The organism is Amycolatopsis sp. 195334CR, from assembly GCF_017309385.1.
Classification (GTDB): Bacteria; Actinomycetota; Actinomycetes; order Mycobacteriales; family Pseudonocardiaceae; genus Amycolatopsis.
In genome coordinates this window covers 276,927-291,121 of the sequence record NZ_JAFJMJ010000004.1, presented here as the reverse complement: position 1 = coordinate 291,121, position 14,195 = coordinate 276,927, and the positions used below count along the sequence as shown (strand labels likewise).

General features: G+C 71.0%; 11 protein-coding genes. 7 read left to right on the top strand and 4 right to left on the bottom strand.

The features are described 5' to 3' along the window. Positions 1–2 precede the first annotated feature (2 nt). Both JYK18_RS45130 and JYK18_RS45125 read left to right on the top strand, forming a co-directional pair. Positions 3–476, top strand: coding sequence for an SRPBCC family protein (locus JYK18_RS45130; RefSeq protein WP_206810433.1), 474 nt, complete (start codon positions 3–5; stop codon positions 474–476). Further along, on the top strand, positions 476–1,096 hold the full coding sequence (locus JYK18_RS45125; protein WP_206810432.1) for a dihydrofolate reductase family protein: 621 nt from the start codon (positions 476–478) through the stop codon (positions 1,094–1,096). The genes JYK18_RS45130 and JYK18_RS45125 overlap by 1 nt, the downstream gene beginning before the upstream one ends. Positions 1,097–1,100: 4 nt before the next feature. Here JYK18_RS45125 and JYK18_RS45120 read toward each other — a convergent pair whose 3' ends face one another. Genes JYK18_RS45120 through JYK18_RS45105 form a run of 4 tightly spaced genes read right to left on the bottom strand, consistent with a single transcriptional unit; the run spans position 1,101 to position 7,692 of the window. Beyond that, positions 1,101–1,991, bottom strand: a complete 891-nt coding sequence (locus JYK18_RS45120; protein WP_206810431.1) for a hypothetical protein — start codon at positions 1,989–1,991, stop codon at positions 1,101–1,103. 58 nt (positions 1,992–2,049) lie between these two features. Further along, positions 2,050–3,345: an MFS transporter gene (locus JYK18_RS45115; RefSeq protein ID WP_206810430.1), complete on the bottom strand. Its 1,296-nt coding sequence runs from the start codon at positions 3,343–3,345 to the stop codon at positions 2,050–2,052. Continuing rightward, complete coding sequence (locus JYK18_RS45110) at positions 3,342–6,764, bottom strand: non-ribosomal peptide synthetase (protein WP_206810428.1); 3,423 nt, start codon at positions 6,762–6,764, stop codon at positions 3,342–3,344. The genes JYK18_RS45115 and JYK18_RS45110 overlap by 4 nt, the downstream gene beginning before the upstream one ends. A 7-nt stretch (positions 6,765–6,771) precedes the next feature. Then, entirely contained in the window at positions 6,772–7,692 is a 921-nt protein-coding gene (locus tag JYK18_RS45105) for a LysR family transcriptional regulator (protein ID WP_206810427.1), read from the bottom strand. A 494-nt stretch (positions 7,693–8,186) separates the two neighbouring features. On the opposite strand from JYK18_RS45105, the gene JYK18_RS45100 reads away from it, so the two are divergent. From JYK18_RS45100 to JYK18_RS45080, 5 genes are read left to right on the top strand one after another with little or no spacing between them, the layout of a single operon-like run. Beyond that, positions 8,187–8,996 carry a GNAT family N-acetyltransferase gene (locus tag JYK18_RS45100; RefSeq protein ID WP_206810426.1) on the top strand — a complete coding sequence of 270 codons (810 nt, stop codon included), beginning with the start codon at positions 8,187–8,189 and terminating at the stop codon, positions 8,994–8,996. Beyond that, positions 8,990–10,456, top strand: a complete 1,467-nt coding sequence (locus JYK18_RS45095) for a class I adenylate-forming enzyme family protein (RefSeq protein WP_206810425.1) — start codon at positions 8,990–8,992, stop codon at positions 10,454–10,456. The genes JYK18_RS45100 and JYK18_RS45095 overlap by 7 nt, the downstream gene beginning before the upstream one ends. Continuing rightward, complete coding sequence (locus JYK18_RS45090) at positions 10,453–11,649, top strand: aldehyde dehydrogenase family protein (protein WP_206810424.1); 1,197 nt, start codon at positions 10,453–10,455, stop codon at positions 11,647–11,649. Before JYK18_RS45095 ends, JYK18_RS45090 begins: the two co-directional genes overlap by 4 nt. Positions 11,650–11,677: 28 nt before the next feature. Continuing rightward, on the top strand, positions 11,678–12,856 hold the full coding sequence (locus JYK18_RS45085; RefSeq protein WP_206810423.1) for a Xaa-Pro peptidase family protein: 1,179 nt from the start codon (positions 11,678–11,680) through the stop codon (positions 12,854–12,856). Further along, positions 12,856–14,193: a DegT/DnrJ/EryC1/StrS aminotransferase family protein gene (locus JYK18_RS45080; protein ID WP_206810422.1), complete on the top strand. Its 1,338-nt coding sequence runs from the start codon at positions 12,856–12,858 to the stop codon at positions 14,191–14,193. The genes JYK18_RS45085 and JYK18_RS45080 overlap by 1 nt, the downstream gene beginning before the upstream one ends. Positions 14,194–14,195 lie beyond the last annotated feature (2 nt).

Genomic DNA, 14,195 nt, shown 5'->3' with positions numbered 1-14,195 from the left:
CGATGAGCGCAACAGCCGACCGCGAGATCGTGCTGTCCCGGGTGATCGACGGCCCACGGGAGCTGGTGTTCGAAGCCTTCACCGAGGTACGGCACCTGTCGCGGTGGTGGGGACCGGCGGGGTTCACCACCACCACGCGCGGGTTCGAGTTCCGCGTCGGCGGGGCGTGGGACTTCGTGCTGCACGGACCGGACGGGACGGACTACCCCGAGTGGATCACCTGGACCGAGATCACCCCGCCGGAGCGGATCGCCATGGTGCACGGTGAATCCCGCGAGGACCCGAACGCCTTCGAATCGGTCCTGACCTTCGAGGCCACCGGTGCGGCGACCCGCATCGAGATGCACACGGTGTTCCCCACCAAGGAATTGCGGGACGAGGCGGTCGAGAAGTACCACGCGATCGAGGCTGGCGAGCAGACCCTGGGCAATCTCGCCGCCTACGTCGCCGAACTCGTCGGGCAGGGGGAAAACTGATGGCGGGCAAGGTGTTCTTCAGCGTCTCGATGTCGCTGGACGGGTACATCGCGCCGGAGTCCACTGAGGACTTGATGGGCCCGCTGTGGCGGGAACTGCAGCAGTGGGTCTTCCCGCAGCGGTTCTTCCGGGAGAACCTGAAGTTCGGCGAGGGCGGTGAGGAAGGGCGCGACAACGACATCCTGCGGGAGACGTTCGAGCGCACCGGCGCCAGCGTGATGGGCAAGCGCATGTTCGACGCCGGTGCGCACGCGTGGCCGGAGGAGGCCCCGTTCCACACCCCGGTTTTCGTGGTGACGCACGAGAAACGCGACCCGTGGGAGCGTCCCGGCGGGACCACGTTCCACTTCGTGAACGACGGCATCGAGGCCGCGCTCGACCAGGCCCGCGAGGCCGCCGGGGACCGGGACGTCCGCATCGCGGGCGGCGGCACGACTATCCTGGAGTACGTGAACGCGGGCCTGGTCGACGAGTTCTCGATCGCGCTGTCGCCCGTGTTGTTCGGCACCGGGATCCGCCTTTTCGAGGGCGTGGACGCGGGCCGGCTGGCTCTGAAGCAGGTCCGCTCGGAACCGTCCCCGAGGGCGACGCACCTGACCTACACCGTCGGCAAGCGGTAAGGGCTCACAACGAGTCGAGCAGGTCCAGGAATTCCGGGGAGAAGTCGGTGACCAGGTCGTCGCCGATGACCCCGGTGCCCCCGTCGGCGAGGTGGGCCACCGGCACCAGGTACCCGGCTTCCGGGCTCCACCAGTACACCTGCCTGCTGACCGGGGCGGGCCCGGACCGCTGGGAAGCCTCGTACTCCTCGGCCGCGACCTCCGCGATCTCGCGCATCGCGGCCCGGGCGGCGTTGGCCTCGTGCAGCACGTGGAAGAGCATCGTGCCGTGGTTCGGCATGGCCACGAGCGTGCCGAAGGGACAGTCGGGCGACCCGGTCACGGCCTCGACCACGTACGGCATGACCAGCACGGTCGAGGCCACGTAGTCGTTGCCCTGGAACAGGTGCACCTCACCGGAGGTGGCGTAGCGGTCGGGCAGCTGGCCGCACAGGTTCTCCATGCCCGCCTGCGCGAGCCGGTCGAAGTCGTGCCGGGCGATCTGCTCGTCGTTGAGGATGGCGATGCGGTCGGGGTGGTCGAGCGCGAGCACCAGCAGCAGGCCCGGCGCGATCTCCGGCGCGTACTTCCACCATTCGACCGGGCTGCCCTCGATCGGCCGCACCCGCGCGTAGATGCGGCCGAGCAGGTCCTCGGTGGGTCCGTCGAGTTCCGGGCTGCCGCCGGTGACCGCCTTGATCATGCGCTCGAGGCGGTCGTCGACCAGGTCGGCCCACTCGCTCATCGGGGCGCCTTCGACGGCGTCGAAGACCGGCGCGAACGACAGTTCCAGCTGCTCCGGCTCGAGCACCTCCACGTGGTCGTGGTGGAGCGCCACCCGCATCCCGCTGAACACGGGACTGCGCCGGATCAGGTTGTGCAGCCGGTCGATCTGGGTTGTCGTCAGGTTGTCCACCGCGGGGAGGTTACAAGATCAACTCGATTTCCCGTGGTGCTTTCGGCGAACTCGGCGGTCAGTCCTCGGGCGGGGTGGTCGGCATGGTGCGCAGCCTGCCGACCGGGGACAGCATCAGCGGCACCAGCATGACCACCGACAGCGCGCTCAGGAACCACAGCGCCGTGCGCAGGTCCCACCAGGTGGCGATGGCACCGGCGACCGGGCCGCCGAGGGCACCGCCGCCGAACAGCGCCATGCGCATGGCCGCGCTCATCCGGCCCATCAGCGAGTTCGGCGTCAGGTTCTGCCGCAGCGACTGGACCAGCACGTTCGAGATGCCCAGTCCGACCGAGACGAGCAGGAACGAGCCGACGAAGAACACGATGGCGGACACCCGCGCGGACGGCGCCAGCGGGATCAGCACCGGCGCCACGAAGATCAGCGACAACGCGAGCCGGTACGCGCCGCCCACCGGCATCCGCTTGAGCAGCGGCGGCGCGGCGATCGAGCCGATGATGCCGCCGATCGCGGCCAGCGAGAAGATCACGCCCAGCAGGACCGCGTCGATCCCCCGGTCCCGGACCGCGTACACGATGAACATCGCCGACACCCCGGTGATGGAGAAGTTCACGAACACCCCGACCACCGCGATGGCCCGCAGGTGCCGGTGGCCGAACACGAACCGCAGTCCGTCGACCAGTTCCCGCCACAGGTGCCGTCCCGCCGCGGGTGGCTCGGGCTTCGCTTCCTTCGCCTTGATCATCAGCAGCGCGGCCAGCGAGGCCAGGTAGGAGATCGCGTCGATGAGCATGGCGAACGGCGCGGTGAACACGCTCACCAGCACCCCGGCCACGCTCGGCCCGGCGGCGTCCGAAGAGGACGCGGTGATGCCGATCTTCGCGTTGGCCTCCACCATCAGCCGCCGGTCCTTGATCAGCACCGGCAGGTAGGCCATCCAGCTCAGGTCGAAGAACACCGAGGCCACGCCGATCAGGAAGGCGATCACGAACAACGGCCCGATGTCCAGCATCCCGGCCCACGCCAGGGCCGGCACCAGTCCGATGAGGACCATCCGGACCGCGTTCGAGGCGACCATGATCGGCTTGCGCCGCATCCGGTCGACCAGCGCGCCGAACAGCATGGCGAAGGCCAGGAACGGGGCCAGCTGCAGGAACCGCAGCCAGCCGATCTCCTCGGCCGAGGCGTCGAAGACGTAGATCGCGGTCAGCGGCAGCGCCAGCATGCTGATCTGGCTGCCGTAGAGCGAGATGGTCTCCCCGGTCCAGAACTTCAGGAAGTCCGCGTTGTGCCACAGGGATTTGACCGGGGCTTCGCCGGTTTCCGGCACGGCCTCGGGTGGTGAGTCGGTCATGGCTGGATCGGTCCCCTCTCTCCGGCTTTCGCCGCGACGAGCTCGTCCACGGCGATCGCGATCTCGGTCAGCGGCATCCCGCCGTAGAGCAGGCGGAGGTTTCCGCGGATGCCGAAGGTCTTGTTGATCCGGCTGACCGCGCGCATGGCCTGCAGCGAGTTCCCGCCGAGGTCGAAGAAGTTGGTGTCCACCCCGACCTGCTCGGCGCCGAGCACCAGGGCGAAGATGTCGGCGAGCGCCTTCTCGGTGGCGGTGGCGGGTTCCGCGCCGGCGAAGGCGTCGGCCTCGAACTCCGGTGCGGGCAGCGCCTTGCGGTCGACCTTGCGCGCGGTGGTCAGCGGGAACGCGGCCAGCGGCACCCACGCGGTGGGCACCATGTGCTCGGGCAGGCGGTCGGCGACGTGCCGCCGCAGCTCCCCCGGTTCCGCCTCGCCGGTGTAGTAACCGGTGAGGCAGGGCTCCCCGGGTGGATCGGTGCGCAGCAGCACGACGGCCATCCGCACGCGCGGGTGCGTCAGCAGCGCGGCCTCGATCTCCCCGAGTTCCACGCGCAGGCCGCGCAGCTTCACCTGGTTGTCGGCGCGGCCGAGGAATTCGAGCTGCCAGTTCTCGGTCCACCGCACCAGATCCCCGCTGCGGTAGACGCGGCCGTGCTCGCGGAACGGGTCCGGCACGAACGCGCGCGCGGTGAGCTCCGGCTGGTTCAGGTAACCCCGGGCCAGGCCTTCGCCGCCGATCAGCAGTTCGCCCGGCACGCCGCGCGGTACCAGTTCCCCGGCCGGATCGACGACGTAGAGCAGCCGGTTGGGCTCCGGTCCCCCGATCGGCGGGCCCGTCCGCCACGTGACGTGCTCGCACACGTACTCGGTGCAGGCCACCGCCGCCTCGGTCGGGCCGTAGAGGTTCACGAACCGCCTGCCCGGCAGGTTCCACTTGTTCACCAGCTCGGCGGGCAGCCGGTCCGCGCCGTTCATCACGTACCGCAGGTCCGGGTACGGCCCGGCGTCCAGCAGGGACAGCATCGCCGGGGCCAGTCCGGCGTAGGTGACGCGCTCTTCGCGGATCAGCTCGACGAGCGCTTCCGGCGACAGTCCTTCTTGGTGGGAGACCAGCACGAGCGTGGCGCCGATGGTCAGCCCGGCCCAGATCTCCCCCTGCGACATGTCGAAGGTGATCGCCGGGAGCTGGAGCATGCGGTCACCGGGGGCGAAGCCGAAGGTGCGGTGGTAGCCCTGGAGGAAGCAGGACAGCGCGCGGTGGTCGATCAGCACGCCTTTCGGCCGTCCGGTGGATCCGGAGGTGTAGAGCACGTAGGCCAGCGCGTCCGGCGACTGCGGTTCCTCTGCCGTGGTCTCCGGGAAGTCCTTGTCCAGGGTGAGCACCTGCCAGCCGGACGACGGCGGCAGGCCGTCGACGAACTCGGGTCGCGTGATCAGCAGTGGGGCCGCGGTGTCGCGCAGCATGAAGGCCAGCCGGTGCGGTGGGTGGCGCGGATCGAGCACGGTGAACGCGGCGCCGGCCCACCACACCGCCAGCATCGCGACGAGCACGTCCAGTGAGCGGTCCAGCGCGATCGCCACGATCTGCCCGGGTCGCACGCCGTTCGCGCGCAGGTGTCCGGCCAGGGCGCGGGCGCGCCGGTCGAGTTCGCCGTAGCTCAGTTCCGCGCCTTCGCAGATCGCGGCGACCGCGCCGGGGCTCGCCGCGGCGACCCGGGAAACCACCACGTGCACCGGGTCGGTCCATGGTTCGACCTCCGGTCCTCGTCCGGCGGCTCGCACTTCTTCCTGTTCTCGCGCCGAAAGCAGCGGGATGCGGGACACCGGGAGCGAGGGGTCGTTCAGCACCGCGGCGAGCACGTGCTGGACGTGCCGCAGCAGTGCCTCGATCCGCCACCGGTCGAACAGTTCGCTCGCATAGGACAGCTGGGCCCGCAGCCCGCCACCCACCGCGAAGAAGTTCAGATTCAGGTCGAACATCGGCTGGGTGGCGCCCTCGTCGAGCCAGTCCACGGTGAGGCCAGGCAGCGTCGCGGCGGTGGCCGAGTTACCCGCGTCGAGCACCTGCACGGCCACGCCGAACAGGGGGTTGCGGCCGGGTTCGCGCACCGGTTTGACCCGGTCGACCACCATCTCGAAGGGAGCGTCCTGGTTGTCCAGCAGGTCGAGCACGGCGTCGGCGACCCTGGCGGCCAGTTCGCCGAACGACGGGTCGCCGGACAGGTCGGTGCGCAGCACCACCATGTTGGCGAACAACCCGACGACGTCCTCGAAGTCGGGATCACCGCGGCCGTGCATCGGCACGCCGATCGGGATGTCGGCCGCCCCGGTGTACCGGGAGAGCACCACGGCCAGCGCGGTGGCGAGCACGGTGAACCGGGAAAGTTCGTGGCGGGCGCAGAACTCGCTCAGCGCGGTCACCAGCGCCGGGTCCAGTTCGGCGGTGACGGTGCCGCCCGTCGCGGTGGGCTCGATCGGCCGCGGCCGGTCGGCGGGGAGTTCCAGTACCGGGAGCCCGGCCAGCCTCCGCTCCCAGAACTCCAGTTGCCGGGTGAGGCGGTCGGATCCCGCGCGCTGCCCGGCGACGAAGTCGCGGTACCGCGCGCGTGGTTCGGGCAGGTCGGGTTCGGTGCCGGTGAGGAGGGCGCCGTACAGCTCGGACAGTTCGGCGTTGAGGACTCGGCCGGACCAGCCGTCGGTGACCAGGTGGTGGCAGTCGATGCCCAGCGCGTGGTCGTCGCCGGCCAGCCGGAGCACCAGGAACCGGGCCAGGGGCCCGTTTTCCAGATCGAACGGCACCGCGGCGGCTCGGGCGAGTTCGGCCGCCACGATCGCGTCGCGCTCGGCGGGCGGGTGCCCGGTGCGGTCGAGGACGGTCACCGCCGCCTCGGCGGGGTCGCTGATCAGCTGGTAGGGGGTGCCGTCGTCGGCGTGGAAGGTGGCTCGCAGGCTCTCGTGGCGGGCGATCAGCCGGGTGAACGCGTGACGCAGCACGGTGACGTCGAGCGGGCCGGTGACGCGGAAGCCGTGGTGGACGTGGTAGGTGGTGGTGCCCGGGGAAAGCTGGTGGAGAAACCACAACTGCGACTGCGCGAACGACAGCGGCAACCGTGGCCGCGCCGCTGCCCCGCCACCCGATACGGGGTGGCTGCCGCCCGGTGCGGGCTGGCTGGCGCCCGCGGCCGGGTGACTGTCGGCCAGAGCCGACCGCCCGCCCACCGGTTCCGAGCGGCCGACAGCCGGATCCGAGCCACCGGCGGCCGTTGCCGATGGCACGGCAACCGGACCCGAGCCACCGGCGGCTGGTACAGAGCCGTCGGCAACCGGCACCGCGCCGTCAGTGACCGGGTCCACGCGGTCCGCAGCCGGGACCGAGGCGTCGGCGGCCAGGGCCGGGGCGTCGGGGGTACTGCCCTCCATGGAATCCTCACTGTCCTCCGAGCGCTGCGATTCCGCGTCCCTCCGAAGTGGACGGTCGTGCGCTCTCGCGCAGGCACAGCACGAAGCCGACGGTCGCGGCGGAATTGTCCGCGACCGAATGCACCACCTCGATCCGGCGGCAGGCCGGCCCGGTCACCGGCACCGCCACCAGCCCCCGCGGCGGGTCCACCGCCGCCGGCGCCAGCGTCACGCCGACCCCGGCCCGCACCAGTTCCCTTGCGGTGTCCCGATCCTCGGCCCGCGCGGCCACGCGCGGGGAGAACCCGGCGGTCGCGCACGACCGCTGCAGGTGGCTGAACTCGTCCCCGGTCTCGGGGCCGGTGACCCACCACTCGTCCCGCAACCCGGCGAAGGTCACCGACGGCCGCGCCGCGACCGGGTGCCCGGACGGCACCAGCACCGCCAGCGGTTCGTCGGCCAGCGGCCAGGTCGCCACCTGCCCCGGCCAGGTGCGCGGCACCAGGTTGTACCGGCACACCAGCGCCACGTCCAGCGAACCGGCCGCTATTTCGTCCACCAGCACGGTGGATTCGCGCGTGGTCAGCGAAAGCGACAGCGGCGCACCGCTGTCCGCGAGCCGCCGCAGCGCGGGCCGGGCGTAGCGGAGCGCGTCGGTGCAGACACCGATGCGCAACTGCGTGACCCCGCCACCGGCGTCCTCCGACTGGTCCAGGTTGGCCAGCATGTCGAGCAACGGCGTCGCCCGTTCCGCCAGCCTGATCGCCGCCGAAGTCGGCACCACCCCCCTTCTGTCCCGGCTGAACAGCGGCCGGTCGATCGCCCGCTCCAGCCTGCTCATCTGCTGGGACACCGCCGACGGCGAATAACCCAGCAGGCGTGCGGCATCGGCGAACGAGCCGAGTTCGACGACTGCCCCCAACGTGCGGAGCCACACCGGGTTCAACACGACGCGAGAATATGTCGAAGCAGCGAAAAATGGTAGAGCGGACGGCCATTCTTATGCACATTCTCGGTAAAGACGAGAACTTAGCCTGGCTAGGAAACGCCACGCCATCAACACGGCACAGCCCGTGATTTCGGCCCAGTGGAACACCGCGTTCGGCGGTCAAGATCACTCCTGATCAGCACAAGATCTGCAATTCCGGGACAACCTGTCCACCCAGCGAAAACACCGCTATCCGGGCCACCGCCACCGGTGACGCCTGCTTAACAACCCATCAGAAATTGCGTTCGACGACGCCGGGTTAAAACATTGACACCGCGACCAGCGCCCCTGCTAGATTGCTCGACCACAGGCTGCCTGGCGGGCAGCCAACAGGGGTAGCCGGAATGCACTTGGGGGCAAGGCGTTCGGCGCCGATCCGGTTAGCGCGAAGTGCGGCACGAGGGGAATCCGGCGCTATGACGAATACTGGTTTTCTGACGTCCCCGACCCGGTCGGTGGGCGGTACCACAACGATTCGGCGACTCGAAGCCGTCGAAGAGTACCGGCAGTGCGAGAAACTGCAGGAGCGGATCTGGGGCCCGGCCGACATCGGCGGGAACCGGGTGGTGGCGATGCTCACCGCGCAGGAAAACGGCGGGCACGTGTTCGGCGCCTTCGCCGAGAACGGCGAGCTCGCCGGCTTCGCCTACTCCTTCGCCGGGCTCGGCCCCGACGGCCGCCTCCGGTTGTGCTCCATCATGATCGCGGTCGACGAGCGCTTCCGGAACTCCGGCATCGGCTACCGGCTCAAGCAAGCGCAGCGCGCCGACGGCCTGTCCAGGGGCATCGAGGTGATCACCTGGACCTTCGATCCGCTGCAGCGGGTGAACGCGGCGCTGAACATCCGGCGCCTCGGCGGGATCGCCCGGTCCTACCGGGTCAATCTCTACGGCACCTTCGACGGCCTCAACGCCGGGCTCGAAACCGACCGGCTGGTGGTGGAGTGGTGGCTGCGCCGCCATCCCCGGCCGTCGCACTGGAGCACGCCGCGCCTGGCCGTGCCGGTGAGCCAGGTCGTCGCCGACGAGCGCACCGGGTTCCCCCGGATCGCCGCCACCGATCCCGACGTGGACAGCGACAACCTGTTCCTGCCCATCCCGCCCAGCCTGGCCGAGCTCAAACGCGGTGATCTGCCGCTGGCACAGGACTGGCGTACCCGCACCAGGGAGCTGTTCCGCGCCTACCTGGACCGCGGGTACGTGATCGTCGACTTCCTCACCACCGGCACGTGGCCGGGGTACGTGCTGAGGCGGCCGCCATGCTGACCGTTCCCGCACTGCTCGCCGACACCGCGCGGCGCTTCCCGGATCGTCCTTTCCTCGTCGTGGCAACGGATTCCGGCCGCGAGGAAACCACATACGCCCAGGCGTGGCGGCGCGCCGGCGAGCTGGCGGCCGCGTTGTCCGCGCGGGGCGTCCTGCCGGGTTCACGGGTGGTCGCGGTGCTGCCCAACCAGCCCGAACTGGTCCACCTCTTCTTCGCCGTGCCGTCGATCGGCGCCACGCTGGTGCCGCTGGACCCCCGGCTCACCGACCTGGAACTGACCTCGCTCATCGCCCACGCCGACCCGGCGCTGGTGATCCTGCCGCTGGGCCGCGCCCTCGACACCGGCCGTCCGACAGTCCACATCGGACACCTGACTGCCGAGAACGAGGTGGCACCGCAGGAGGATCCCGCGGTCCCGGCCGTGGTGCTCTACACCTCCGGCTCCACCGGCCGGCCCAAGGGCTGCCTGCTCCCCCACGCCAGCTTCCTCACCCCGGCCGGGCACATGGCCGGGCGCCTGCGCCTGACCGAAGAGGACGTCCTGCTGCACGTGCTGCCGCTGCACCACATGGCCGGCCTGTCCTTCCTGACCACCGCGGTGGCGGTGGGCGCGGCCGTCGCGCTGGTCCCCCGGTTCAGCGGCAGCCGGTTCTGGGCGCAGGCGGAAGCCACCGGCGCCACGGTGTTCCGGCACCTCGGCGAGATGCTCGCGGTCCTGTGCGCGCACCGGAAGTCCGCTGTCGAACGCCGCCACCGGCTGCGCCTGGCCTACGGCGCGGGCGCCACCCCGGCGGTGGCCGCCCACTTCACCGGCCGGTTCGGCGTGCCCACGCTCGAGGGCTACGGCATGTCCGAGACCAACACCGTGCTGTGCGGCACCTCCGGCGAGTCGATGCCGGGCACGCTCGGAAAACCGTTGCCGCACATCAGGTTCCGCATCATGGGCCCGCACGGCGAGGTGCACGGCCGCGGCGTCGGCGAGTTGCAGGTCGGCCCGAATCCGGCGATGTTCGGCGGTTACCTCGGCGCGCCCGAGCTGACCGCGGCCGCCTTCGACGACGGCTGGTACCGCACCGGCGACCTGATCGCCCGGGGCGCGGACGGGGAGCTGCGCTTCGTCCGCCGCATCACCGACTCGATCCGCCGCCGCGGCGAGAACATCGACCCGGCCGAGATCGAGCAGGTCGCCGAATCCTTCCCCGGGGTGCGCCGGGCCGCGGCGGTCGGGGTGCCCGCCGAGGTCGGCGGAGTGGACATCATGCTCTACCTGGAGCCGGTGCCCGGCCACTCGGTGTCGGCCGCCGCGGTGCTCACCCTGTGCATCGAGCGGCTGGCCACCTTCAAGCTCCCCCGCTACCTGGAACTGGTCGACCGGCTGCCGCTGACCGCCACGCAGAAGATCGACAAGGTCGCACTGCGCCGGTTCTCCGCCGCCCGGTTCGGGGAGGTGGCGCGGTGACCGACCTGGACCGCGGGCTCGCGGCGGTGCGGGAACTGCACCGCGCGGTGGTGGCCCGGTCGGCGGAACTGGAGGAGATCGCGCTGGCGGCGCTGGGGTTTCCCCGGCGGGTCATCCGGGCGGACATCGAACTCGCCGCCCGCAGGCTGGCCGCGTTCGACGGGCTCGCGTCCGCGCTGGCCGGCCGCGGCCCACTGGGAACGGTGGCGCTCGCGCTGCCGGGCAACGCGATCCTGAGCAATCCGGTCGCCGCCGCCGGGTCGGCCTACCTGGCGGGCAACCACGTGCGGTTGCGGTTTCCCCGGCGGCGCAAGGAATGGGCGGACGCCGTGGTGGAACTGCTGCGCGAAGCCTTCGGCACGGCCATCGAACCGCACGACGAGCCCGGTTCGCGGTTCCTCGGCAGCGCGTTCGCCGATCCCGAGGTCGGCGCGCTGCTGGTGTTCGGCTCGGACGACTGGATGCTGCCGCACGAGGAAGCCGCCCGGCTCAGCGGGACCAAGGTGCTCTTCGAAGGACCCGGCAAGGACCCGTTCCTGGTCCTGCGCGGGGCGAACCTCGCGGCCGCCGCCGGAGCGGTGGCCGCGGCGGGCACCTACAACTCCGGCCGGGCGTGCACCGCACCGGAACGCATCTACGTCGACGAGCGCCTGCACGACCGGTTCGTCGAAGAACTCATCGACGCGGCCGCCGCGCTGCCGGTGGGCAACGCGGACGACGAGAAGACCTGGATCGGCCCACTGTCCACAACGGACGAAGCACGGGTGCGCGGGCAGATCGACGCGGCCGTCGCCGGTGGTGCGCGGGTCCACTTCGGTGGGACACCGGCCGAACCGACCGTGCTGAGCGGCGTCCGCCAGAACATGGACGTGGTGCGCGCGGAGACCTTCGGCCCGGTGCTGCCGGTGGTCGCGGTCGCCGACGCGGCCCAGGCGGTGACCTTCGCCGAGGACTCGCCGTACGGGCTCAGCGCCACCGTCTACGGCGGACCGGACTGGGTGCCCGCCCGGCTGGCCCGCAGCCACGGCGCGGTGCACCGCGGCCAGACCTGGCTCGACCACCGCGACCGCAGCCCGGTCGCGCCCTACGGCGGACGGCGCCGGTCCGGCTGGGTGTGGGAATGGCGCGAAGACCGCTTCACCCGGTGGGACGGCCCGCGGTCGACGGTGACCGAGCTGTCCAAGCCGGACTGACCTGTCCAAGGAAAACGAGGGGAATCACATGCGGGAGAACAAGAACCTGCCGTTCGAGCTGGCCGAGTACGAGCGGCGGCTGGGGGCGGTGCGCGAGCGCATGGCCGAGCGGGGCATCGACCTGGCGCTGGTGAGCGTGCCGGAGAACATCTACTACCTGACCGGCTACACCACGCTGGGCTACTACATGTACCAGACGCTGCTGGTGCCGCTCGACGGCGAGCCGCTGCTGCTGACCTACATCGAAGAGAAGATCAACATCGAACGGCTGTCCTGGCTGGAGCGCTTCGTCAACTACGGTGTCGGCGAGGACCCGATCGAGGTCACCGCGCGCACCGTGAAGAGCCTCGGCATCCAGGGCAAGACGCTGTCCATCGAGGAGAGCGGTTACTTCTTCCCGATCCGCACCTACCGCAGGCTGGTCGCCGAACTGTCCGGCGCGAGCTGGGTGGACGGCAGCGGGATCGTCGAGTCGTGCCGCCTGATCAAGTCGCCCGCCGAGATCGACTACATCCGCGGCGCGGCCAACGCGGCCATGTCCGGCATGGTCGAGGCGCTGGAGACCGCGCGCGTCGGCGCCACCGAGAACGAGGTGGCCGCCGCGGTGTACCGCGCCACGCTGGCCCACGGCAGCGAGTACCCGGGCAGCCCGCCGTACGTGATCAGCGGCGAGCGCTCCGGCCTGCCGCACGGCACCTGGGAAGGCCGCGAGCTGCGCGAGAACGACATCGTCTTCCTGGAGTTCTCCGGCTGCGTCAAGCGCTACAGCGCGGCGATGATGCGCACCGCCTACCTCGGCGACCCGCCCGCGTGCGTGCGCGACCGGGCCACCGCGGTGATCGACGGCCTCCAGCACGCGATCGACGCGATCGCGCCCGGCGCCACCTCCGGTTCGGTGGACGACGCCTGCCGCAAGGCCATGCTCAGCCACGGGTTCGGTGACCACACCCACGAAACCGGCTACTCCATCGGCGTCTGCTACCCGCCGGGCTGGAACGAGAGCCACATCATGAACCTGCACCCCGGCGACGAGACCGTGCTGCGGCCCAACATGGTCTTCCACCTGGTGCCCTCGCTGATCGTGCCGGAGCTCAACGGGCACGTCGGGTTCAGCGAAACGGTCCGCGTCACCGAAACCGGCTGCGAGGTGCTCACCGACAAGAAGGTGGCGCGCCAGCTGCAGCTGCTGCCCACGGGAGCCGCCTGATGGCCGCCGGCGGACTGGCCGTGCTCGGCGGCCCGCAGCTGATCCCCGGCGGCATCGACGAGACCGGGTGGCCCGACATCGAGGAGTCCGACATCGACGCGGTGGCGGCCACGCTGCGGTCGGGCAAGCTCAGCTGGTACAACAACACCGAGGTCAAGGCGCTCGAAGACGAGTGGGCCGACCACGTCGGGGTGCGGCACTGCCTGGCGCTCAACAGCGGGACCGCGGCGCTGCACGCGGCGGTCGCCGCGGTCGGGGTCGGGCCCGGTGACGAAGTGATCGTGCCCGCGCTGAGCTTTCTCGCCTCGGCCAGCTGCGTGCTGCACCACCAGGCCATCCCGGTCTTCGCCGACATCGACCCGGTCACCTTCACCCTGGACCCGGCCGAGCTGGAGCGGGTGGTGACGCCGCGGACGAAGGCGATCATCGTGGTGCACCTGCACGGGCTGCCCGCCGACATGGACGCGGTGCTCGCCTTCGCCGCCAAGCACGGACTCGCGGTGATCGAGGACGCCGCGCAGGCACACGGCGCCACCCACCGCGGCCGCCCGGTCGGTTCGCTCGGCGACGTGGGCGCGTTCAGCATCATGGCGGGCAAGAACCTGCCCACCGCCGGCGAGGGCGGGCTGCTCACCACCGACGACCCCGGGCTGCGCAACCGCGCGGACGCGGTGAAGATGTTCGGCGAGCAGATCGGCCCGGACAACGAGCGCGAGTACAACGCGCACACCATCGGGTTCAACTACCGGATCGGGCCGGTGCTGGCCTCGATCGCGCGCAGCCAGCTCACCCGGCTCGACCGGTACACCAAGGAGGTCCAGACCGGGGCGGAGCGGCTGGCCGCGCGGCTGGCCGAGCTGCCGGGGGTGCGCCCGCCGGCGGTCCCGGCCGACCGGACCCACGTCTACCACCACTTCCGCATCACCCTCGACGCCGAGGCGGCCGGGGTCGACCTGCCGCCGGGGCTGTTCCGGCAGGCGGTGCAGAACGCGGTGGCCGCCGAGGGCGCGCCGGTCTCCATGTGGCAGAACCGCCCGCTGCCCGGCCAGGCGCTGTTCCGCACCCGGAGCGGGTACGGCAAGGGCTGCCCGTGGACCTGCGGGCACGCGCAGCCGGTCGAGTACCGGCAGGAGGAGTTCCCGAACACGCTCGCGGTGATCCAGCGGACGGTGCTGGCGGGCAGCAGGCTGTGCATGGCCTCGTTGCGCGACCCGGCGGCCGTGGAGGCCTACGCCGACGCCTTCACCAAGGTCATGACGCACCGGGACGCGCTGATCACCTACGCCCGCGGCCTGGACTACGCCGAGCCGTGGGAAACCGCGAGCCGGCTGTGGTGAGG